A 19,859-nucleotide genomic window follows, 5' to 3' on the forward strand; every position below is an offset into this window, starting at 1 on the left:
GTAGAGTCCCTGATAGACGGCGCAATTGCACTTTATTCTGACTCCCCTAAAGTTACTTCAGGGACGCTTGCGCCCGGAATCACAGAATTAGAGAGGGTGAAAGCCTGGCTGCAAAGTAAGGGTTACATAGTAGAGGTTGACGACACCCCTTTACCATAGGGATATAGCGGTGTCTCCTCCAATATTCTGCTGGAGATTGGCGGCGAGCGTGTTGCTGCGGATGACGAGCGCTATATTGACACTGCCAATGCCACCAATGGCCTGACCCGGGAATTTGATCAGGACCAGCAGGATGATTTTAATCGCGGGGTTGCTGCGACCCGGTCGCTGTTTAGCGAGGGTGGTACTACACTCAACATTCTGGCGGAAAACGCTGAAGAGAAGGAGGGTGAAGACGGCACCCGTTCCTGGGGTCCGGGCTCGCTGGAGCGGCAGATCTTTACCGGGCTGCGGGCGGCGGCCTCGGGTGATCTGAGTGGTTCGCTCACCGATATGCTGCAGGATGCTGTGGTCAATGTGGCACAGCAGAATCTCGCTGAGCTGGTGGGCCGCGAGGTGCATGATCCTGATGGCGCGATTAATGAGGGCTCGGTTGAGCAGGTGCTGCTGCACACGCTGATCGGCTGTGCCGCCGGGGAAGCTTCGTCCTCCGGCTCATGCGGCAGCGGTGCAGCAGGACAGGGCGGCTCTGCGGCGCTGACCTCGCTGTTCAGCCTGCCCGAAGATGCAGCGCCAGAGGAAGAAGAAGCCTATAGCCGCACGGTGCAGAATGTCATCGGCGGCCTGGCAGCGCTTGTTGGCACCGATGGATCAGAACTCGCCAATGTTTTTGCATCCGCGCAGGCCGAGGTGGAGAATAATGCGACTGCTTCTGGCAGCCATTTTGCAGACTGCACGCCAGGTGCGGATGGTTGCCTGTCGTGGGACGATTATCTAAAATCGGAAAAGGGTCAGTATGACCTCAGCGTTCATGGCAGCAGGGAGCGAGTCGAAGAGTGCTTGCAAACAAATTCCTCAGCATGCCAGCTGGAGCAAAAAGGGGTTAAGACAACCAATCTTACCGATGCTGAAGTAGAGCAAGGCCTTGCCCAGATTGAGGAATCGGAAACGACACTTAACACGCTCTATGGCGACGACGAGGCGGCAAAAGCCGAAGCAAGGCAAGCGATAGCCGAAGGCCGGTTGAGCCCATCTGCGCTTGCGCAGCAGGCAGAGACCAAATACCAGGAAGATGTTGCCTATTTGCAAAGTCTTGGCATTGAAGTGGGCAGTGACAATGGCGGGGAGGAGATGACGCCCGAGGAGGTTTCCGCTTTGGCTGACGCGAGGCGATCAGATGCCGCTCGCTTTAAGGCGGCGCTGGATTATGCCGCCGAGCAAAAGGAAGAAAGGCGCCAGGCCTATGATGCTATTCATGGCGCAGGTGCCTATGATGCCTTGCAACTGGAAAGAGCATTGGCCAGCGAGGCGCGCAGGCGGGAAATTGACGCGAAGGTGGATGCCGAGACATATAAACTGGTCTGTTATTTATATTGTACAGCCATAGGGAGTGCCGGGATTGCGGTCGCAGCGCCGGCTGTGGGAGCGGGTTTGGCCGGGGGCACCGCGCTGGAAGGCACGGTGACCTTCATTGCTGGTGGCCTGTTCTCGACTGGGCTAAACGAGGTGCAAACGGGCATTAACAAGTCAAAGGTTGAAAATGGCGAGATCGTGTGGGGCACACCAACAACCGGCGAGCGCGTTGATAGCGCCTTGACTGGCGGTCTGGGCGTGACACGCTTTGGTGTACTGAGAGACTGGAGCCCTGCTGCACGAGGCGCTGCGACTGGGTTTGTGTCTGGCGCAACCGGGAATACGGCAGGGCAATTAGTTGACATCGTAAACCCCCGCGAAAAGAAGACTGGCTTCGATTTTGGCGACTTGGGCCGAGATACGTTGTACGGCACTGTAACCGGGGCGGGCGTCGGCAGATTTACCCCGACGGCCCCGGTGCGGACGCAATATTTTTATCCCAACTATCGCGGGCAGAGCGATGGCACTGTTATTGGTCCGCGCGGCGGGCTCTATACGCCCCTCTATCCTGTCGGCAGCCGACCACAACAAATCTATACCAATAGCGGGAACTACGTTATTTTTGGTGGCAATAATGGTGATGTTCGTATCCGCATTCCCTCGCCAAACCGGCCACCGCAGCAACCGGGTAATAACGGTAACAACACGAACACTTCTGGCCAGAGCAGCACTGCTGATCAGGCAGATTCTGAATAACCATGGAGAGGCATAGCTTGAACCTGAGGCTCACTCCACCCTTTGGTGAGAGCCGCTGGCTGTCTTTTCGTATGCATCCGGTCAATTGGATAACTATTATTGTCGGCGCTTTTGTTATAGGCTTAGCTCTATATGCACTCTTGTACGTTGATCTGCATCCACAAGATTACACGAATATTCCTATGGCAATACTCGTTGTAGCCTTTGCCAATTTCATCGCAGTTTATCCCTATTGCGTTTATCGCATCGGCTACGATGACGATGCGATCTATATGCGCCCGCCGCAAGTGAACTGGAAGCTACGACCTCTACCTTTTGTCCGTCTGCCCTTTGATCATATCGGCTTGGTGACCGGAGAGCGTGCGCCGATTAATCAACTATTGCATGGCAGCAATCGCTTCACCCCCTTCCAATACGCCGCCGTCTATCCCCATATCTGCGATTACGGTGACAGTTTATTAATTACACTTAATTATCGCCCGAATTTGGGGATTCAGTAAACTGTCACCGTAATTCCAACAATGTTTAATCGAGACAAAAGTTGGCCAATGCAATGAACTTGCCATCACGTTTATACTTTCAGATTTTTGAGTCCAACGTGCTTGATGCCGCTGATCTTGTGGACACTTTGCTCGGGACGTCTTCTGGGCGGGCAAGAGGATCATCTCATGGAGGATGGTACGCTAGCTATTCTGGATACGATTATTCCTTTAAGATTTGGAAGAATGCCCATGATACGGGAGCAGGTCATGGTACCGAGTACCATCGGCCAGAGTATCCTGACTACGATATTATGCTGTGGTTGACGTCGAAAACAGAAGCTAATTTTAATTGGCTTCAAAATAAGCTAGAGCATCGGAAGGTAAAACTGTTTTTGACCGGCTTCGAGAAGAACTGGCCTAGCTCGTTTTGGGGAGTTGATTGCTCCAATCACGATCCAGGTCTGATTGAATAGTAAGTTACTGTAACAGATATCATGACTGAAGACTTTTGCGGACGAGCGTCCTCAGGCGTCCGGGGCATAATTAGCATACGAGGATTACGGTGACAGTTTACTAATTACACTTAATTATCGCCCGAATTTGAGGCTTCAGCAAGCTGTCACGGAAAACCTGAAGGCGGACAGACCCCCGAAAACCAGAAAACCCCGACCTCAGCCCGCGGCTTTGCCAGCTTTAACAGCTCCAGCAGCAGCTATGACAGCGAGGATATCAGCAACATAGAAACCGTGGTGCGCGCTGGCGGCACGGCGACAGTCAGCACGCAAGAGGCGTTTACCATGGACGGGGCACGGGTTGAGGCCGATCGCGTGGTTGTCGATGCAAAAACGCTGGAGATTACCAGCCCGCAGGACTCCTCCACCTTTACCAGCGATGCCCGTTCAACCGGTGTGAATGTCGGTTATGACTTTGCCGACAAGACGCTGAGCGTCGGCGGCAGCTACTCGAAGACCGATATTGATGGTGACTTTGTCTCGGTCAACGAACAGTCGGGCATCTTCGCCGGAGAGGGCGGCTTTGATATCAATATCGAGGAAAAGGCGACGCTGAACGGCGCGGTTGTCGCCTCTGAAGCCTCGCCCGATCTCAACAGCTTCCGGTCTGCCGAGCTGGAGATGAACGACCTTGCCAATCGGGAGACGTTCGATGCCAGCCAGATGAACGTCTCGGCCAGCCTGTCGGGCGGGATCAACAGTCTTGGCAAAGCCACCACCGGGCAGGACCGGCTGCCGGGCACCCAGCGCCCGGGCCTCAATGCCGGTCTGCCGACCTTCTTCACCGCCGGGGATGAACAAAGCGGCACAACCTACAGCGCCATTGCCAATGGCACGATCATTATCGGCGGTGAGGACCGCTCCGATGATCCGGGCATCAATAACGATACCGATGGGGCCAATGATGGCGCTCTGGATCAGCAGTTTACCGACGAGACCAGAACGGAGATCAACGACAGCTTCGCCGCGGCAAGGATATTGGCGGCGGAAGGCAATACCGCCTTTCAAAATATTGCGAGTAAGGAGAAGGAAAAGGACGCCGAGGCGAAACGGAAAGAAGATGAGGCCGAGAGGAATCGCAAAGAGGCTGAAAACCCTGAGAACTCGGCTGAAGACCGAGAGAAGTATCGCAAGGCGGCTGCAGAGGCGACTGCGCAAGCCAAGAAACTGCGCGGCGAAGCGCAGGACTTGCGCGATACCTTTGGCCCGGGCAGTCTGACGCGTCTGGTCTTTACCGCGATCAACGGCGCGGCGGGTGGTGATGTGACCAATGGCCTTTCGGGTATGGGTCAGTCGGCTGTGGTCAATGTGCTGCAGGGCCTGGGGGCACAGCAGATCAAGGCACTGGCCGATGGTCTGGGTAAGGAGACCATCACCGAAAACGAAGACGGCACCACCACCACAACCTTCACCCCGACCACCGAGAGCGAGCTGCTGCGCTCTGCATTGCAGGGCATTGCCGGCTGTGCGGCAGGGGCTGCGGGTGGCTCAGGCGATTGTGGCTCTGCCGCCATGGGTGCAGCAGGCAGTGTCGCGGTCAACCTGCTGATCAACAGCCTGACCGATGAGCAGGACGAAGCAACCTTCGACAAGGATGACAACCAGACCGATGCCGATACCGAAGGCGACCTGCAACGCAGCAAGAACGTCACCGCGCTGATCGGTCTCATCGCAGAGGGCCTTGGCCTCGATGCCAATGCCGCCAGCACAGCGGGGCAGATTGAGACCGAGAATAATCAGTTAGGACAAGAAAATAAGGGCAACCTGATTCAAACCAGTCTATGTCCACCAGGGCAAGAAGCTGTTTGCAACACCAATAATGTTATATTTCTCACCACAACGACATTGGGGCAACTCGCACTACAGGCGGCCGGTGGCGATAAGGAACTCGCTATAAAATGTGCTGGAGCGGATACTAGCTCTGAATGTGGCGTTGTGCGCCAGCGATACAATGAGCTGAGTGCGGCCTTAGGTGCTGGCTGGCAGCAGTTAGACGCAGATACTATTGTTCAGCGCATTGCGCAAATTGATGCAGCCGAAAGCACATTGGATCAGCTTTTTGGCGATGATGAAGTCCGTAAACAACTGACAAGGGAGTTCCTTGCCGATGGCAGTATAACCTCGGCAGGTCTGGAGGCAAAGCTAGCGGAACTTAAACAGCGAGAATGGGATGAGAGCACTATAGGCCAGCTCTATAACTCAGTTGTCAGCCTGTTCTCGTCGGGTGATGAAGTTCAACCTGACTTTGAAACCGAAACAACGCCATCAGGCGACCCCAATGATCCAAAGGATAAACAGAACGCCATAATTATGGGGATGGTTCTCGCCGTTTATGCTGCGGCACAGGGCGCAGATGTTGATCTGGGCAATCCGCCTCCGTTTATGCCTGATCAGGTAGGGTACACTGCCGATGACCAACCGCTGTTCCAGGACCCGGGAACGGACGAGTATTATGTCTTGGATGAACAAGGCAATCGTCAGGATGTTCCGTTACAAAGCAATGTTGTTAAAGACTATTTGGCCGCGAAAGCTCGACTAGAGCAAAGCCCGACGCCCGAGAAAGAAATCGGTATTACGCGTGACGGAAAAACGATTTATAGAGATCAATCGGGTAATGAATATGTCAAGAACGAAGATGGTCGGCAGATTTCGCTCCAGGAGTATCAAGGAGAAGGATTAGCGAATGGAAAGCCTACATTTAAGATTGGTGAGTCCGATGGCGGACCAGGCGCTTGGGTGCCTGCAAACGAAAACATGTCTAATGCTCAAAGATTATATCAACAGAAGGTAACTGGCGCTCCCCAGGGAACAGCTTACAATGTACCTGATCCGAATGTTCCATCTGGCCGCACAAGTTTCGATGGCTTTGATCCAGCAACGAACACATTGATTGATGCAAAGTGCTGGACCTGTTGGCCAAGAAATGATCTTAGTTTCTCGAACCAGTCAGTTGTGAATCAGGCTTTCAGGCAGCAAAGGATTGCACAGCAAACTGGGAGAACGGTGGAATGGCACGTCCCAGACGAAGCAGCAGCAACCCGTGTGCGAAACGCTTTCACCACTGCACCAGATGAACTACGTATTGATCCAAAGGTTGTTCGCATTGTCGTTACGCCTAAGTAGGAATCCAGAGTATGCAAGATAACTTGGTTTTTAGTGCCGTTTGGAAAGGCAAGCCGATGACGGCCCAAGAGGTGGTCAACGTTATGCGCGAGTTTCTGATCGGGCTTGAGCGCATTTCTCCATGGGAGGTTCCCTTCGATGTTTCAGGGAATTCGAAGAAGCAAGCTCATATGCCAATAGCTGAAGATTTGTCAGATTTTGAAGATGTTGTACTTAAAGCCATGGATGACAAAGAGGTTCGGTTCTTTAGTGAAACCGAGCCAAAAACGATGCGCATCCGGCATGATTCGAAATCAGTTTTTGGTATGCGCGCAATGTTTAGCGACTACCCACTTAAGAAAGTGAAGAAGTCTATAGTTACTGTGAATATGGGCATGGGATCTTCCGATGGATCTTGCAACAGCGGGGTAAATATCCGGGTTCCATTTTACACACCATATGTAGAAGAAAATGGGATTTGGGCAATGTCGAAGGAACTTGAGCAGCCTGAAGCTGTCTTCGACTACCTGATCGAGTTTTTTGATCCCTATTTTTGCTCAGTGTATTCGTCGGCCTTCACTTCTGAGGTGACTGAATGGGGAGTGGATATCAATAGCCCAATTGGTTGGCGTTCGTATGTACGCAGCCCGAAAGTTATCGAAGCTTTAGCAGGCGATTCTCGGGTATCTGACTATTGCAAAGGCGCATTGATCCAGATTGGCGACACGCCACTAGTGTTTAAGGATAATCAAGCCCGGAACAAGTCATTGTCATCGGCTATTGAAGTGCGCGATAAATTAAGAGCCGCTGGGGCTACCGACTGGATGGAGTAGATTACGGTGCCAGTTTACCCAATCCCCAAACGCAGCCCACGCACAACAGCCATGTCCTACAAGCAGAGCAGTTGCTATAATCGCGGCAGGCTGATCCAAACCACCGCAACCACCCAGCGCCAATGCCTGTTGGGCATCTCCTACGCAAACGCGCATTTCTGCGGCTTGCGAGCGGAACCTTCATAACCTTCGTCAAGCGCGCTTGACACTCGGGCGGCACGGCCACGGTCAGCACGCAAGAGGCGTTTACCATGGACGGGGCACGGGTTGAGGCCGATCGCGTGGTTGTCGATGCAAAAACGCTGGAGATTACCAGCCCGCAGGACTCCTCCACCTTTACCAGCGATGCCCGTTCGACCGGTGTGAATGTCGGTTATGACTTTGCCGACAAGACGCTGAGCGTCGGCGGCAGCTACTCGAAGACCGATATTGATGGTGACTTTGTCTCGGTGAACGAGCAGTCGGGCATCTTTGCCGGAGAGGGCGGTTTTGATATCAATATCGAGGAAAAGGCGACGCTGAACGGCGCGGTTGTCGCCTCTGAAGCCTCGCCCGATCTCAACAGCTTCCGGTCTGCCGAGCTGGAGATGAACGACCTTGCCAATCGGGAGACGTTCGATGCCAGCCAGATGAACGTCTCGGCCAGCCTGTCGGGCGGGATCAACAGTCTCGGCAAAGCCACCACCGGGCAGGACCAGCTGCCGGGCACCCAGCGCCCGGGCCTCAATGCCGGCCTGCCGACCTTCTTCACCGCCGGGGACGAACAAAGCGGCACAACCTACAGCGCCATTGCCAATGGCACGATCATTATCGGCGGAGTGGACCGCTCCGATGATCCAGCCTCAATCCCCGCTCCCCGCATCATCATCCATCAACCGCTGCATCAGATACACATATTGCAGCGCCTGCAGTTTCGCGCGTTGTTCATTGTCTACGCCGCCGGAATGGCCGCCGACGGTATCCTCGAAATAATAATAGGGCTGGCCGAGTTCTTTCAGCTTGGCCGCGCCTTTGCGGGCGTGGGCCGGGTGGGTGCGGTCATCGGCGGTGGAGGCCCAGAGGAAGGGGGTGGGATAGTCGACGCCCTTAACAATCTTCTGATAGGGCGAATAGCCTTCAATCCAGGCGCGCTGTTCGGGGATGCGCGGATCGCCATATTCGCCGATCCATGATGCGCCGCGGCCGATCAGGTGGAAACGCAGCATATCGAACAGCGGTATCTGCACAATCGCCGCGCCGAACAGGTCAGGGCGCTGGGTGAAGGCGGTGCCGACCAGCAATCCGCCTTGGCTGCCGCCCTGAATGCCGAGATGCTCGGGGCTGGTAAAGCCCTTGTCCACCAGGTCCTGGCCGACGGCGATAAAGTCATCCCAGGTGCGTTGCTTGTTCTCGCGGATCGCGCTCTGGTGCCAGCCCGGGCCAAATTCGCCGCCGCCGCGCAGATTGGCGAGCACATAGGCGCCGCCTTTTTCCAGCCACATCTTGCCGGTGGTGGCGAGATAGGCGGGCAGGCGCGGCACCTGAAAACCGCCATAGCCAGTCATCAGCGTCGCGGTCTCGCCGTTCATTTCCATGCCCTTGGGCTTGACGATGAAATAGGGAATTTTTGTCCCGTCCTTGCTGGTCGCTTCATGCTGTTCGACGTCCATCCCGGCAGGGTCAAAACGGCTGGGCGAGGTCTTGATGATCTCAGGCTCGCCGCTGCCATCGCTATAGTAAAGCGTTGTCGGATTGAGGAAATCGGTGACCGTGAACATGATCTGATCGGTCTCGTCCGAGCTGGTGGCGATGCCGACGGTGGCATTGTCGGGCAGGGCGACTTCCTCGCTCACCCATGCACCATCCTTGAAATTGAACTGCAGGATTTTGCCGACGACATTGTCGAGCATGGCGACGAACAGCGCATTGCCGGTGATCGCGCCGCCGCGCTTGGTCTGGCGCTCTGCCGGAGCCCAGACCAGCGTCTTTTTGGCGCCATTGGGATCGGCTTTCCATTCTTCCAGATTGACAGCAATCAGGCTGTCCGCCGGGAATGTCTGGCCATCCACTTCCCAATCGACGTCGGTGGAATAGAGCAAATGCTCATCGACAATGCCATAAGGCGAGGCTTTTTTCGGGATGTCGAGCTTTACCCATTCATAGTTTTCAGGGTTGAGCCAGAAATACTCGCTCTCATGAAAGCTGACGCCGCGAAAGGCCGTGGTGGCGTGGATGGTACCTTCATTATCGCGCAACAGGCTGGCGCCGGCCCAGACATCATTGGACTCGCCGCGGAAGATTTCTTTTGCATCGGCAATATCGGTGCCGCGTTTCCATACGCGGGTGGTGAAGGGATATTCGCTGTCGGTCAGCGTGCCTTCGCCAAAATCGCGGCCCACCATTAATGTGTCTTCATCGACCCATTGAATACCGCCCTGGCTCTTTTCAGGCAGCTCAAAACCGCCTTCGACAAAGCTTTTGGTTGTCATGTCGAATTCGCGCATGATGGTCGCATCCTCGCCGCCATCGGAAAGCGCGATCATGCATTTTTGCAGCGCCGGGGGCAGGCAGGTTGAGCCTTTATAGACCCATTCCTTGCCTTCTTCCTTGGCCAGCGCATCGACATCGAGAATGGTCTCCCATTCGGGATTTTCGGTCTTGTAGCTTTCAATCGTTGTGCGCCGTAACAGGCCCTTTGGATTCTGCTTGTCCTGCCAGAAATTATACAGACCATCGGGGCGGAAGCTGACATAAGGGATGCGGTCCTCGCTATCGAAAATGGCAAGCGCTTCGTTCTTCAGCGCTTCAAAACGCGGATCAGCTTCGAGCACGGCCAATGTGCGCGTGTTCTCTGCCTCGACCCATTCCAGCGCCTTTTCGCTACGCGCTTCCTCGAGCCAGATATAGGGGTCCTGTTCTGGTCCGGGTATGCCGTCATCGGCCTGTGCTTCTGCCTGTGCAGCGGCGGTGTTGTCATCGTTCATGGTTTCAGTGGCAGTGGCCATAGGGGATATACTCATCAGGGCGATAGCGATTGCTGTGGTGGAAATGGTTTTCAACGGTCCATCCTCTCGAAATGGGGGTTGATGGTCTGTCTTTTGTAGCTGTTATGCACAAGACGATGCAGGATTTTCGCCCGTGCTGCAATTGATAAAACCGTGTTCGATTTCGGCTATATGCCAGGCGAATAAAGCGCTCCCGATCCGGCGAAAAAAGGCTTAATATGGGTGCCTCGATCCCGAGACTATCCGGCAAGAGGTGAGGACAAGATCATGACAATCCAATATGAGACACGGGACACTATTGCGGTGGTAACGATCGACCGTCCCGAGCGACGCAATGCGGTCGATATGCCGACTTCGCAGGCATTGTACGATGCGTTCAAGCAATTTGACGCGGATGAGGCGCTATCGGTTGCGGTGTTGACCGGGGCGGGGGATGCCTTTTGTGCGGGCGCTGATCTGCGTGCCATTTCCGAAGGTGAGAAGAAGCCTGTGCGCGAGGAAGGCGATTTTGCGCCGATGGGGCCGACGCGCTTGCGATTGTCCAAACCGGTGATTGCGGCGGTGGAAGGGCCTGCGGTTGCGGGTGGGTTGGAGCTGGCGTTATGGGCTGACTTGAGGGTTGCGGCGCAATCTTCGGTTTTTGGTGTTTATTGTCGTCGCTTTGGCGTGCCTTTGATTGATCTTGGCACCATCCGCCTGCCGAGACTGATCGGCCAATCGCGCGCCAGCGACATGATCTTGACCGGCCGCGGTGTCGGCGCAGAGGAGGCGCATGCCATGGGGCTGGCTAACCGCGTGGTTGCTGACGGAGAGGCACTGGATGCGGCGATAAAGCTGGCATCCGAGATTGCCGCCTTTCCGCAGCTTTGCATGCGCAATGACAGGCTGTCGATGTTTGAGCAGTGGGATATGCGCGAAGAGGAAGCGCTCAAGAACGAGATACGCCGCGGTCTCGAAACGATTGAATCAGGCGAAACACTGTCCGGCGCTACCGCCTTTGCCGGTGGCAAGGGACGCCATGGGGAATTCGGCTAATCGCTATTCCTGATTCTCGTTTTCATCCGGCCCTTGCCCAGCATTCTCACCGGCCACCGTATTCGCGGGCGGTTCCTCGAAAGTGCCATCGCCAAAATCGATTACGAAGTTGATCGGAATATCAGCAATCGCCTTGCTTCCTGAATAGTTGGCGGGTAGCGGTTCGAGTTGCTTCACCATCTTGGCGACGCGGCGGATTTCAAAGTCGAGGCGGCGATGGCCGGTGGATTTGACAATCTCGGCACTCAGCACCTTGCCCGACCGCGCCACGGTGACGCGCAATATCCCGGTGCCCTGGCGCTTATTGGCGATGGCGCTCGGCGGATAGCGCAGATTGCGCATATATTGCTGTTGTGAGATGCGGATAAAGCTCTGGTTGAGGCGAGTGACCTTTTTCGGCTTGGCAGGCGGCGGTGGCGGCGGTTTTGGCGCTGGTGGGGGCGGCGCGACCGTAGCACCGGTGCCCGATGAAAAGGAACCACCATCTGTAGAGGATGCTGCCACAGCGCGGGGCTGTTCCGGCGGTGCAGGCGGCGGTGCATCATCGGCACGCTCGGTGGGGACAACCGGCTCGTCAGTGGTTTCAACGCCCGGTGGCGGCGGTTCCAGCCGCCGTGCCGGTGCGCCCAGTGCAACCACGGTTTCATCAAGCATCTCGCCAATTTCCGGGATCGCATTGCGCGAATATTGCCAGATAGCGACCGAGAGCATCACGGCTGCACAGGCCATGCCAACACCCCAGTGCCAGTTGCGCGGCACCGGCGGGCGTTCGGGGCTGATCGCACTGGTCCATTGATCGGCATACATGATGCTGTCCCCCGGTTTCTCTGCCTATTCCTCGCGCGGCCTGCCCACTGTGAGCAGCACGATATATTCCGCGCCTGCGAGGCGGATATCTTCCATGATCGAGATGACTTCGGCGGCCTCTGCCTCGGAATCCGGTTTAAGCTGGATCAGGCCATCGGGCTTTTCCGTCAGTGCCTGACGCATGCGTGCGGTCAACTGGTCGCGCTCCAGACGCTCATCGCCAAGGGCAATTTGACCATCCTCGCCGACAAGGACGACAAAGTCCTTTACGTCACCGCGTTTGTCGATCGCCGATGCGGCAGGGGACACGGCAAAGGCGTCCTCTTTTTCAATCGTTCCGGCGAGCATGAAGAACACCAGCAGGATGAACACCACATCGATCAGCGGCGTAATGTTGATCAATTCCTTTTTGGGGCGATAGCGTTCTATTCTCATTGCGCCGCCTCATCTTCCGGTGGCGAGAAGGTGACGGCAAAGGCACCCGAGTCACGGGTTAGCTGATAAATGTCTATTGCTTCCTGCATGGTGACATCGGGCATTGGGCGGACAAGGAAGGTGCGCCCCGGATCAGCTTCGGTCAGCACCGCGACTTCTTCGGCCATTTCCTCGCGGCTCATCGGGTCGCCATCATATTCCAGCTTGCCATCCTCCTTAACACGGATGACGATGGCAGCGGTCGGGTCTTGCGTGACCTCCAGATCCTGCGGCGTATCAATGCCAATCAGCCGGAAACGCGCAAAGTTGGTGGTCAGCATGAAAAAGACCAGCAGAATGAAGACGACGTCGATCAACGGCGTCACATTCAGCAACGTAATGTCGCGCCGTCTGCGGCGAAGGTTCATGCGGCTGCGCTCGCGGCCACTTTGTCGGCGCTTTTGGCGCTGTTCGGCGAGCCAGTGACGACATTTTGCGGCGCCGCTTCATAAAGCGGGATGGTGAAAACCTGAGTCGCGGCATCCTCCATATGCTGTGCCTCGACATCGACCGAGCGTTGCAGCCAGGTAAACAGCACCGCCGCAGGGATGGCGACGGCAAGGCCGGCAGCAGTGGTCAGCAGTGCCTCCCAGATACCGCCAGCAAGAACCGCAGGCTCAATACTATCGCCTACGGTTTCCATCTGCTGAAACGCTTCAATCATGCCGAGTACTGTACCTAACAGACCAAGCAGCGGGGCGATAGTGGCGATCAGGCTGATCACCGCCAGACCACGCTCCAGCCCGTCTAGCTGGGCCTGGGCAATGCGGGTGGTTTCCTCGCGCACGACAGTATCATTCATATCGGGATTGGCATTGCCGCGCACCGCCGCCGCCATCACCTTGGCCACCGGGCTTTTGCGCGGTTCCAGATCGGCCAGCGCGTCGGCATGTTTGCCCTGCCGAATGATGCTGACAATATCCGCGACAAAGCCCGAACGGCCGACGCTCAAGCGGGCAAATTGCACAAATTTGACCAGCGAAACGCCGAGCGCAATCAGTGCCAATATCGCCAATATGACAATGATCGGGCCGCCAGCGTCAAAAAGCTGCGCTACGGGGGAGAGTTCCGCTTCGGCCGTTGCCGCGCTGGCTTGCGCAGGCGCAATTAGCAATAAAGGCAGAATAGCCGCCGGACAGAAGGGGTGCTTCCTGATTCGTGCATATGGCATTTGCAGCGGACTCCCTGAATTATTGCTAATGATATGGATTAGTAAGTGACGATAACGCTCCTGATTTGCGGTAACCCTAGGCCCGCATTGAGACGCTTTTGTTACATAATGAAAAGAGTTTTGCATCGCACAAAACTTCATATTTCTGTCATGTGATCGTGAGAACAGTCTAGTGCATGACTGTCCAATCGCCCTCGCAAAATGTCCATCAGGGTTCGGCTCCGCTGAGCAACTCGCGTTTTGTGATGATTTTAGGGGTGACGGCAGTACTCTTCTTTCTGGGTCTTGTGCCGTTTGAGGCGATTCCGGAAATCCCCGTCGATATTGATAGCAAGCCTTTTTTCATCCCGCTGGTGCTGACTGCACTGCTCCCCGCAGGGCGTCCCGGTATCGCAGTGGCACTTGGGACTGCGCTGGGCGAAGGTCTGCGCGATATGATGGAGGGCTATGAGCTCGACGATCCCATTGGTTTTATTGGCTATGCGGTGGGCTTTGCCATTGCCAGCTATGTCATTGGCGAACGCGCACGCAGCCCGTTCTTTCTGGTGCTGGGCGCGATTGTCGCGGCATTTGTACAAGCGGCGTTTGAGGCGTCGTCCTTCTTGTTCTTTGGCACCGAGAGCATGGGTATTGTCATCCAGAGCACCATTGGCAACACCATTACGCACGGCGTGATCTGGGGCGCGATACCGATAGTGTTTCTGGTTCCTGCGCTGCATGGACGGTTTGAGCGTTTTCTCGGCTTTGCGCCCAAGGGGGTGGCAGACCAGAAGACGCCGCTGGCGCCATTATTCTCGGATGAGCCTGCCAATCCTGATGCTCTGTTGAGCGCAAGGGCGCTGCAATTTCGCTATCCGGCGCAGGATGACAGCGTGCTGGCCGGCGCTGATATTGATTTGCTGCCGTTCAAGGTCACCGGGCTGATCGGCCATAGCGAAGCGGGTAAATCGACCTTGTGCAAGGTTCTCGCAGGGTTGGCGCCCAAGGTTACCGGTGGCGAGCTGACCGGCGAGATCATACAACCGGCAACCGGGCCGGATGCGCTGCGTATTGGCTATGTCGCCGATGATGCCGCAGCGATGATGACCCAGACCCGCGCCTATATGGAAGTTGCATCGGCTTTGGGCGGATCATCTTTGTCGGCGGAAGAAATGGAGAAACGGGCTCTCGATGCTCTAGCGGCAGTCGGAGTGAATGCGAAAGAAGCGCGCAAATATATCTGGGAATTGCCGGCACAGAAACAGTCGCTGGTGTCGCTGGTCGCGGCGACGGTAAATAATCCGAATATCCTGATCCTTGATGAGTTACCCGCGCAACTCGACAAGACGGGCAAGATGTTGCTCCGCAAACAGATCAGCCGCATTACCGGCAAAGGCGGTGCAGTGCTGCTGGTCGATAATGATGTCGACCGGCAATTGGCGATTTGCGATTATCTGGCGATCTTGGACCAGGGCAAGATTGTCGCGACGGGCCATGCGGCGGAGATATTGTCCGATGCGGACGGGCTCTCCGAATTTGGCATCGCGTCGCCACTGCAACTTACAGAACCGGACAAAACAACCAGCGCTGCCGCGCCAGTGCAAAACAGCATGGGCACAGGGCGCAAACCCATGCTGGAATTACAGCAGATACATCTGGATGATGAGGATGGAAATCCGGTGCTGCGCGATGCCAGTCTGGTGGTGCGTAGCGGCAGCATTGCCGGTATTGCGGGCGCTTATAACTCAGGCAAATCTGAACTGGCACGGATGATCGCCGGACTGGCGCAGCCTGAGAGCGGTCAGATCAAAGTAGCAGGCGACAGCCTTACCGACTGGTCGGTGGTCGACAGGTTGGATCACGTTGCAACGGTTATCCATTCACCCTTTGCCTTTTTCAGCGAGCCGACGGTGAAGCAGGAGATCGGTCGATCCTTGCGGGGTGGCAAGATGGATGAGGCCTATATCGCCTCGCATGTCGCCGAATATGCCGCGATGCTGGGGCTTGGCGAGGTTCTGACGCAAGACCCGCTGACCTTGCCATTTGGCACCGCCAAGCGGGTCCAGATTGCTGCCATGCTGCCGCGCCAGGCGCCGCTGCTGGTTCTCGACAAGGCATTGGGCAATCTCGACAGCGAGGGACTGGCGCTGATGCACAAGGCGCTGCGCAGCTTTATCGATAATGGCGGCACTGTGCTGCTGCTCGACCATGATATGGACATATTGAGCGAATGGACGGATCAGCTGGTTTTCCTGTCCGATGGCGTTTTACATACCGCAGAAGAGGATTATGAGGCGCGCCTGAGCCAGATATCGCGGTTCGGGCTGGATTGGCCTCACGCCGCCGATATCGCCATGCAACGCGGGCAACAGGCGATGACGCGTGCTGAACTGTTGGGCGCATCATCATGAAGGTGCCGACGCTGCATACGGGCAAGGACAATTTCTGGCGCCGTCGTGATCCGCGCGTCAAATGGGCGCTGTTCTTTATCTTCATTCTGCTGATTTATCTCGCGCCCGACTGGCGCTGGATGGCGGCGGCCTCGCTGGCCGGTTTCTTTATCGCGCTGACGGCGCAGGCCCCGGTGGGCTGGCTGCTGCTGATGCTGATGATCCAGATACCGAATGTCACCGGGCTGGTGATTATACCGATGCTGGGGAGTGAATTCACCTTTAACGACGAATTCCGTTTCGGCCTGCATATGGGCTTTGGCTGGATCGCGGCGATACTGATAGGGATCAGCCTGTTCTCTACCATGGATGTCGATGAACTGGTCTCCGGCCTTCGCGGCATTGGCCTGCCAAAGCAACTGGCCTTTGTCGTCGGCTATGCCTTTGTGCTGGTCTATTTAAGCTTCACCGATTTGAGCCGCATCTATGATTCCATGCGGCTTAAGGGGCTGGAGCTCAGCTGGCGGCAACCGATAGTGTCGGGGCGCAATCTGCTCACCATGTTCATCCCGGCGCTGATCACCATAGTCCGCCGCGGCGGCACCATGGCGACCGCGCTGGAGGCGCGCGGGTCAAGCGCGCAGAACAGCATTCAGCGCCCGGCAAAAAGGCTCGATATTGCCGATATCTTGGTCCTTGGCTGCGGCTTGGCCAGCCTGATCGCCGCGATCATCCTGTGACCGCTGCGTTTCGGCCAGCCTATCGCGGCCGGGTCAGGGTGAGAATATAGGAGCCGCCATCGCCGCCCACCGCACCAGCCTTGATGCGCAGTCGGTTGAGCATTTCCGGGTCTTCGGCCAGACCTGAAAGATCGGTCTCGATGCGCGAATTAACGCCTTCACCGCCATCATCATCGGCCTCAATAACCGCAAAGCCTGTGCCATAATCAAAGCCCAGTTCCAGCTTGGGATCGATAGAGCTGTCGGAGCTGGCCTTGTTCATGGTGATGGTTATTCTACCCGGATTGCGCCGCAGCTCGTTTATCGTCGCGTCTGACAAGCGATAGACAACGGGCATATTGGCGCTGACCAGGCGACCTTGGACAGCATCGCCAAAGTTCAGCAACACCGGCTTGGGAAGAGCTTCGCGGCCCTGCTTATTGGCGTCCAGCCGATAGGCACCATTGCTGCTGCTATGCCCTTTGGCGAGCAGTGTATAGGTACCTGAGCTTGGCGCGATAAATTCCAGCAACGCATTGCGTCCCTCGCCGCTGTCATCGTCTTGAGCAAGTGGATCGCCTGATACAGCGGTGCCGCGATAGATAGCGGCAATCGGGTCCAGACTGCTATTTCGTGGTGCCATCAATGAAAACACCCAGCGGTCGCCGCGCTCGGCGATGAAGCGGAATTCATGGCCTTCCTTGGACAGAACTTCGCCGGTAAAGCTGCCGCCATTGCCGATATTGCGCGGCGGTTGTGGGCGGTATCGGCTGGGGCGCAGGGCGACCTCAAAGGCGGGTTTACCCGAATAGGATGACGCTGCAGAAACCAGCAGCAGCAGATTTTGGCCCTGTTCTGAATAGATATGGACCTCCGCCGCCAAACCTTCGCCGCTGTCATCATCCTGTTTGAGCAAACGGTTGGTGTCGCGGTCATAGACTTTGAGAACCGGGTCCATACGGGTGCCGGGCTCGGCGCTGACTGTGATGCGCACCGCTTCGCCGGCATTGAGGCGCACGGCAAAGCGCTCGCGTTCGCTTTGCAAGGTTCCACGATAGACGCGCACATCAGCCGGAGCGCCATCGAGATTGCGCACCGGACCCTGAACAGGCCGCATGCTGCTGTCGCCGGTGTCCACGCGCTCGCGCACAGGCGGTGCCATTGGCGTTGGTCTTTGCGGACTTTCTGCACGCTCCACATCCAGTTGTGGCTCAGGCTGAGCAGCCAAGGGTGACAGACCCGTCGCGGCCAATGCCAGTGTCAGGACGGTGCAGAGATGGCGGTGACTGGTCATGAATTTCCCCTTTGGATGCTGTGTTACAGCCCTAGGGCAAATTGTCGGTGAACAAAGTAAATTGGTGTAATGGCTTTGGCTTAGCCCGCTTGTCGCTCGGTCAATATGTCGGCCTCAATGCGGATGCGGACGAACAGGATCGCGGCGTTGAGCAGCGAGAAGATCACACTGATCCAGACATGGCCGAAAATCAGCGGGATGGTGGCGATTTCGAGCGTGACAACGAGGTAATTGGGATGCGGGATAAAACGAAACGGGCCGCTGCTGATCCGCGGGAAATCGGGCGATGAGATAATCCGCGTCGTCCAATATGGGCCGAGCGTAGCAAGCACCCAGAGCCGCATTGCCTGTAGCACCAAAAACAGGATCGCCAATGGCCAGATAATCGGCCAATTTGGTAGGGTTTCGTAGACCAAAGCCGCGAGGAAAGCGGTGTGGATCGCCACCATTAGCGGATAATGCGAGCGGCCATATTCCTGTGCCCCGCGTGCCAGCAGGGCCTTGGTATTGCGCTTGGCATAGACGAGCTCGCCAAGCCGCTGCGCGATGAGCAGGCCGATGATAATAGCGGCGACGGGCCATTGTGGTTCCCAGATCAGCGATGGCGGCATCGCGTCAATAAGGTTGTACTGCATCATGGATGCACCAGCCCGACCGCACCGGTAAATCCCGGACCCAAAGCGGTCAGCAATATCGGGCGGTTATCGCGTTCGTTTTCGAGCAACTGTTTGAGCACGAAATGCACTGTCGGCGAGGACATATTGCCATAACCGCGCAGCACTTCCCGAGTGGCGGGTAAGCCTTCGGGTAAATGATCGAAATACCGCTCCAGCGCCTCGATCACCTTGCGTCCGCCGGGATGACAGGCAGGCTGGCGCAGCGCGGACTTTTCCAAACCCTCACGTTCCAGAAAACCATCCAGTACCGGCGCAAATTCGCGGGTGACAAAGGAGGGAATATCGCGCGCCAGAATGAGGCCAAGGCCTGCCTCGTCAATATCCCAGCCCATCATATCGCGGGTATCCGGCCAGGTCTTCTGAGCCGAGGCACCGATTCGCGGGCCATCTCCCTTGGCGCTGATCACCATCGCACTGCCGCCATCGGCAAACAGCGCGGTGGAGACAATGCCCTTTTTGGTGAAATCGCCCATGCGGAAGGTGAGTGAACACAATTCTACGCAGAACAGCAAGATGGTCGCCTCGGGCCGCGCACAGGCCAGATCGCGCGCCACTTGAAGTCCCAAGACACCACCCGCACAGCCATAACCGAATAGCGGCACCGTCTCGACATCCTCGCGAAAGCCCTGGCTTTTCAGCATCTGCGTCGGGATGGAAGGCGTGGCAATGCCGGTGGACGAAATGCAGACGATGATATCCACGGTATCGGCGTTATGGCCAGAAGCGGCGAGAGCATCCTCGGCCAACCGCGCCATCAAGCGCTCGGCTTCCTCCAGATAAATCGCATTGCGCTCCGGCCATTGCGCAGGTTCCATGTAGCTATCGGCAGGCTGGGCTATATGGCGGTTGTCAATTCCGGCGCTGGCATAAACCCCGGCCAGTTTGTCCGGCATTCCATTTGGCATCCGCGCCGAAAGCCGCGACACCACCTCATCCTGAGAAATCCGATATTCCGGCACTGCTGTGGCGATCGAATGGATATACGCGGACACCGACATTATGAGTAGATGCGTTGTGCACTGCGCAAAAACAAGGAGTGTTACGCATAAAGCCGCTCATGACGTGCTGAAAGAATATGTTGAAGGGCATCGGCTTGCACCTTGCCCATGCCATCGCCACTCTTTACCCAAAG

Annotated in this window: 15 protein-coding genes; 7 read left to right on the forward strand and 8 right to left on the reverse strand. The window is 56.4% G+C overall.

Translation table 11 applies throughout. The annotated features are described in order from the left end of the window. The first annotated feature begins 492 nt into the window (after nt 1-492). The 4 genes from RB602_RS07710 to RB602_RS07725 all read left to right on the forward strand — a co-directional run bounded on the left by RB602_RS07710 (nt 493) and on the right by RB602_RS07725 (nt 7,197). Entirely contained in the window at nt 493-2,268 is a 1,776-nt protein-coding gene (locus RB602_RS07710) for a hypothetical protein (protein ID WP_317079981.1), read from the forward strand. A 17-nt stretch (nt 2,269-2,285) separates the two neighbouring features. Continuing rightward, nucleotides 2,286-2,768, forward strand: a complete 483-nt coding sequence (locus tag RB602_RS07715) for a hypothetical protein (RefSeq protein ID WP_317079982.1) — start codon at nt 2,286-2,288, stop codon at nt 2,766-2,768. Nucleotides 2,769-3,478: 710 nt separating this feature from the next. Then, complete coding sequence (locus tag RB602_RS07720; RefSeq protein WP_317084457.1) at nt 3,479-6,385, forward strand: Tox-REase-5 domain-containing protein; 2,907 nt, start codon at nt 3,479-3,481, stop codon at nt 6,383-6,385. A gap of 11 nt (nt 6,386-6,396) precedes the next feature. Further along, entirely contained in the window at nt 6,397-7,197 is an 801-nt protein-coding gene (locus tag RB602_RS07725; protein ID WP_317079983.1) for a hypothetical protein, read from the forward strand. Nucleotides 7,198-8,039: 842 nt separating this feature from the next. On the opposite strand, the gene RB602_RS07730 is transcribed toward RB602_RS07725, so the two are convergent. After that, entirely contained in the window at nt 8,040-10,235 is a 2,196-nt protein-coding gene (locus RB602_RS07730; RefSeq protein WP_317079984.1) for a prolyl oligopeptidase family serine peptidase, read from the reverse strand. Between the two features lie 213 nt (nt 10,236-10,448). Between RB602_RS07730 and RB602_RS07735 the strand changes: the two genes are divergently transcribed. Next, nucleotides 10,449-11,216, forward strand: a complete 768-nt coding sequence (locus RB602_RS07735; RefSeq protein WP_317079985.1) for a crotonase/enoyl-CoA hydratase family protein — start codon at nt 10,449-10,451, stop codon at nt 11,214-11,216. 3 nt (nt 11,217-11,219) lie between these two features. Here the strand turns inward: RB602_RS07735 and RB602_RS07740 are convergent, their stop codons facing one another. From RB602_RS07740 to RB602_RS07755, 4 genes are read right to left on the reverse strand one after another with little or no spacing between them, the layout of a single operon-like run. Further along, nucleotides 11,220-12,023 (reverse strand): energy transducer TonB, encoded by an 804-nt coding sequence (locus RB602_RS07740; protein ID WP_317079986.1) that lies wholly within the window; start codon nt 12,021-12,023, stop codon nt 11,220-11,222. Between the two features lie 24 nt (nt 12,024-12,047). Further along, a complete protein-coding gene (locus RB602_RS07745; protein WP_317079987.1) occupies nt 12,048-12,458 on the reverse strand; it encodes an ExbD/TolR family protein in 411 nt (136 codons plus the stop codon). Next, nucleotides 12,455-12,865, reverse strand: coding sequence for an ExbD/TolR family protein (locus RB602_RS07750; RefSeq protein WP_317079988.1), 411 nt, complete (start codon nt 12,863-12,865; stop codon nt 12,455-12,457). The genes RB602_RS07745 and RB602_RS07750 overlap by 4 nt, the downstream gene beginning before the upstream one ends. After that, entirely contained in the window at nt 12,862-13,668 is an 807-nt protein-coding gene (locus tag RB602_RS07755; protein ID WP_317079989.1) for a MotA/TolQ/ExbB proton channel family protein, read from the reverse strand. Before RB602_RS07755 ends, RB602_RS07750 begins: the two co-directional genes overlap by 4 nt. Nucleotides 13,669-13,844: 176 nt before the next feature. On the opposite strand from RB602_RS07755, the gene RB602_RS07760 reads away from it, so the two are divergent. Next, complete coding sequence (locus RB602_RS07760; RefSeq protein WP_317079990.1) at nt 13,845-16,058, forward strand: ATP-binding cassette domain-containing protein; 2,214 nt, start codon at nt 13,845-13,847, stop codon at nt 16,056-16,058. Further along, nucleotides 16,055-16,777 carry an energy-coupling factor transporter transmembrane component T family protein gene (locus tag RB602_RS07765; RefSeq protein WP_317079991.1) on the forward strand — a complete coding sequence of 241 codons (723 nt, stop codon included), beginning with the start codon at nt 16,055-16,057 and terminating at the stop codon, nt 16,775-16,777. The genes RB602_RS07760 and RB602_RS07765 overlap by 4 nt, the downstream gene beginning before the upstream one ends. Before the next feature lie 19 nt (nt 16,778-16,796). Here the strand turns inward: RB602_RS07765 and RB602_RS07770 are convergent, their stop codons facing one another. From RB602_RS07770 to RB602_RS07780, 3 genes are all read right to left on the reverse strand, one after another. Next, complete coding sequence (locus RB602_RS07770) at nt 16,797-18,050, reverse strand: hypothetical protein (RefSeq protein ID WP_317079992.1); 1,254 nt, start codon at nt 18,048-18,050, stop codon at nt 16,797-16,799. Nucleotides 18,051-18,130: 80 nt separating this feature from the next. Then, complete coding sequence (locus tag RB602_RS07775) at nt 18,131-18,688, reverse strand: isoprenylcysteine carboxyl methyltransferase family protein (protein ID WP_317079993.1); 558 nt, start codon at nt 18,686-18,688, stop codon at nt 18,131-18,133. Next, the gene (locus RB602_RS07780; RefSeq protein WP_317079994.1) at nt 18,685-19,725 is read right to left on the reverse strand and encodes a type III polyketide synthase; all 1,041 of its coding nucleotides are present in this window, start codon (nt 19,723-19,725) and stop codon (nt 18,685-18,687) included. Before RB602_RS07780 ends, RB602_RS07775 begins: the two co-directional genes overlap by 4 nt. Nucleotides 19,726-19,859: the final 134 nt, after the last annotated feature.

The organism is Parasphingorhabdus sp. SCSIO 66989, assembly GCF_032852305.1.
Lineage (GTDB): Bacteria > Pseudomonadota > Alphaproteobacteria > Sphingomonadales > Sphingomonadaceae > Alterisphingorhabdus > Alterisphingorhabdus coralli.

Bases quoted from the DNA above. Each gene is read 5' to 3' on its own strand.
- RB602_RS07760 (WP_317079990.1), top strand. From the start codon at position 13,845: ATGACTGTCCAATCGCCCTCGCAAAATGTCCATCAGGGTTCGGCTCCG.
- RB602_RS07755 (WP_317079989.1), bottom strand. From the start codon at position 13,668: ATGCCATATGCACGAATCAGGAAGCACCCCTTCTGTCCGGCGGCTATT.
- RB602_RS07765 (WP_317079991.1), top strand. From the start codon at position 16,055: ATGAAGGTGCCGACGCTGCATACGGGCAAGGACAATTTCTGGCGCCGT.
- RB602_RS07735 (WP_317079985.1), top strand. From the start codon at position 10,449: ATGACAATCCAATATGAGACACGGGACACTATTGCGGTGGTAACGATC.
- RB602_RS07740 (WP_317079986.1), bottom strand. From the start codon at position 12,023: ATGTATGCCGATCAATGGACCAGTGCGATCAGCCCCGAACGCCCGCCG.
- RB602_RS07775 (WP_317079993.1), bottom strand. From the start codon at position 18,688: ATGATGCAGTACAACCTTATTGACGCGATGCCGCCATCGCTGATCTGG.
- RB602_RS07780 (WP_317079994.1), bottom strand. From the start codon at position 19,725: ATGTCGGTGTCCGCGTATATCCATTCGATCGCCACAGCAGTGCCGGAA.
- RB602_RS07770 (WP_317079992.1), bottom strand. From the start codon at position 18,050: ATGACCAGTCACCGCCATCTCTGCACCGTCCTGACACTGGCATTGGCC.
- RB602_RS07745 (WP_317079987.1), bottom strand. From the start codon at position 12,458: ATGAGAATAGAACGCTATCGCCCCAAAAAGGAATTGATCAACATTACG.
- RB602_RS07750 (WP_317079988.1), bottom strand. From the start codon at position 12,865: ATGAACCTTCGCCGCAGACGGCGCGACATTACGTTGCTGAATGTGACG.
- RB602_RS07725 (WP_317079983.1), top strand. From the start codon at position 6,397: ATGCAAGATAACTTGGTTTTTAGTGCCGTTTGGAAAGGCAAGCCGATG.
- RB602_RS07710 (WP_317079981.1), top strand. From the start codon at position 493: ATGCTGCAGGATGCTGTGGTCAATGTGGCACAGCAGAATCTCGCTGAG.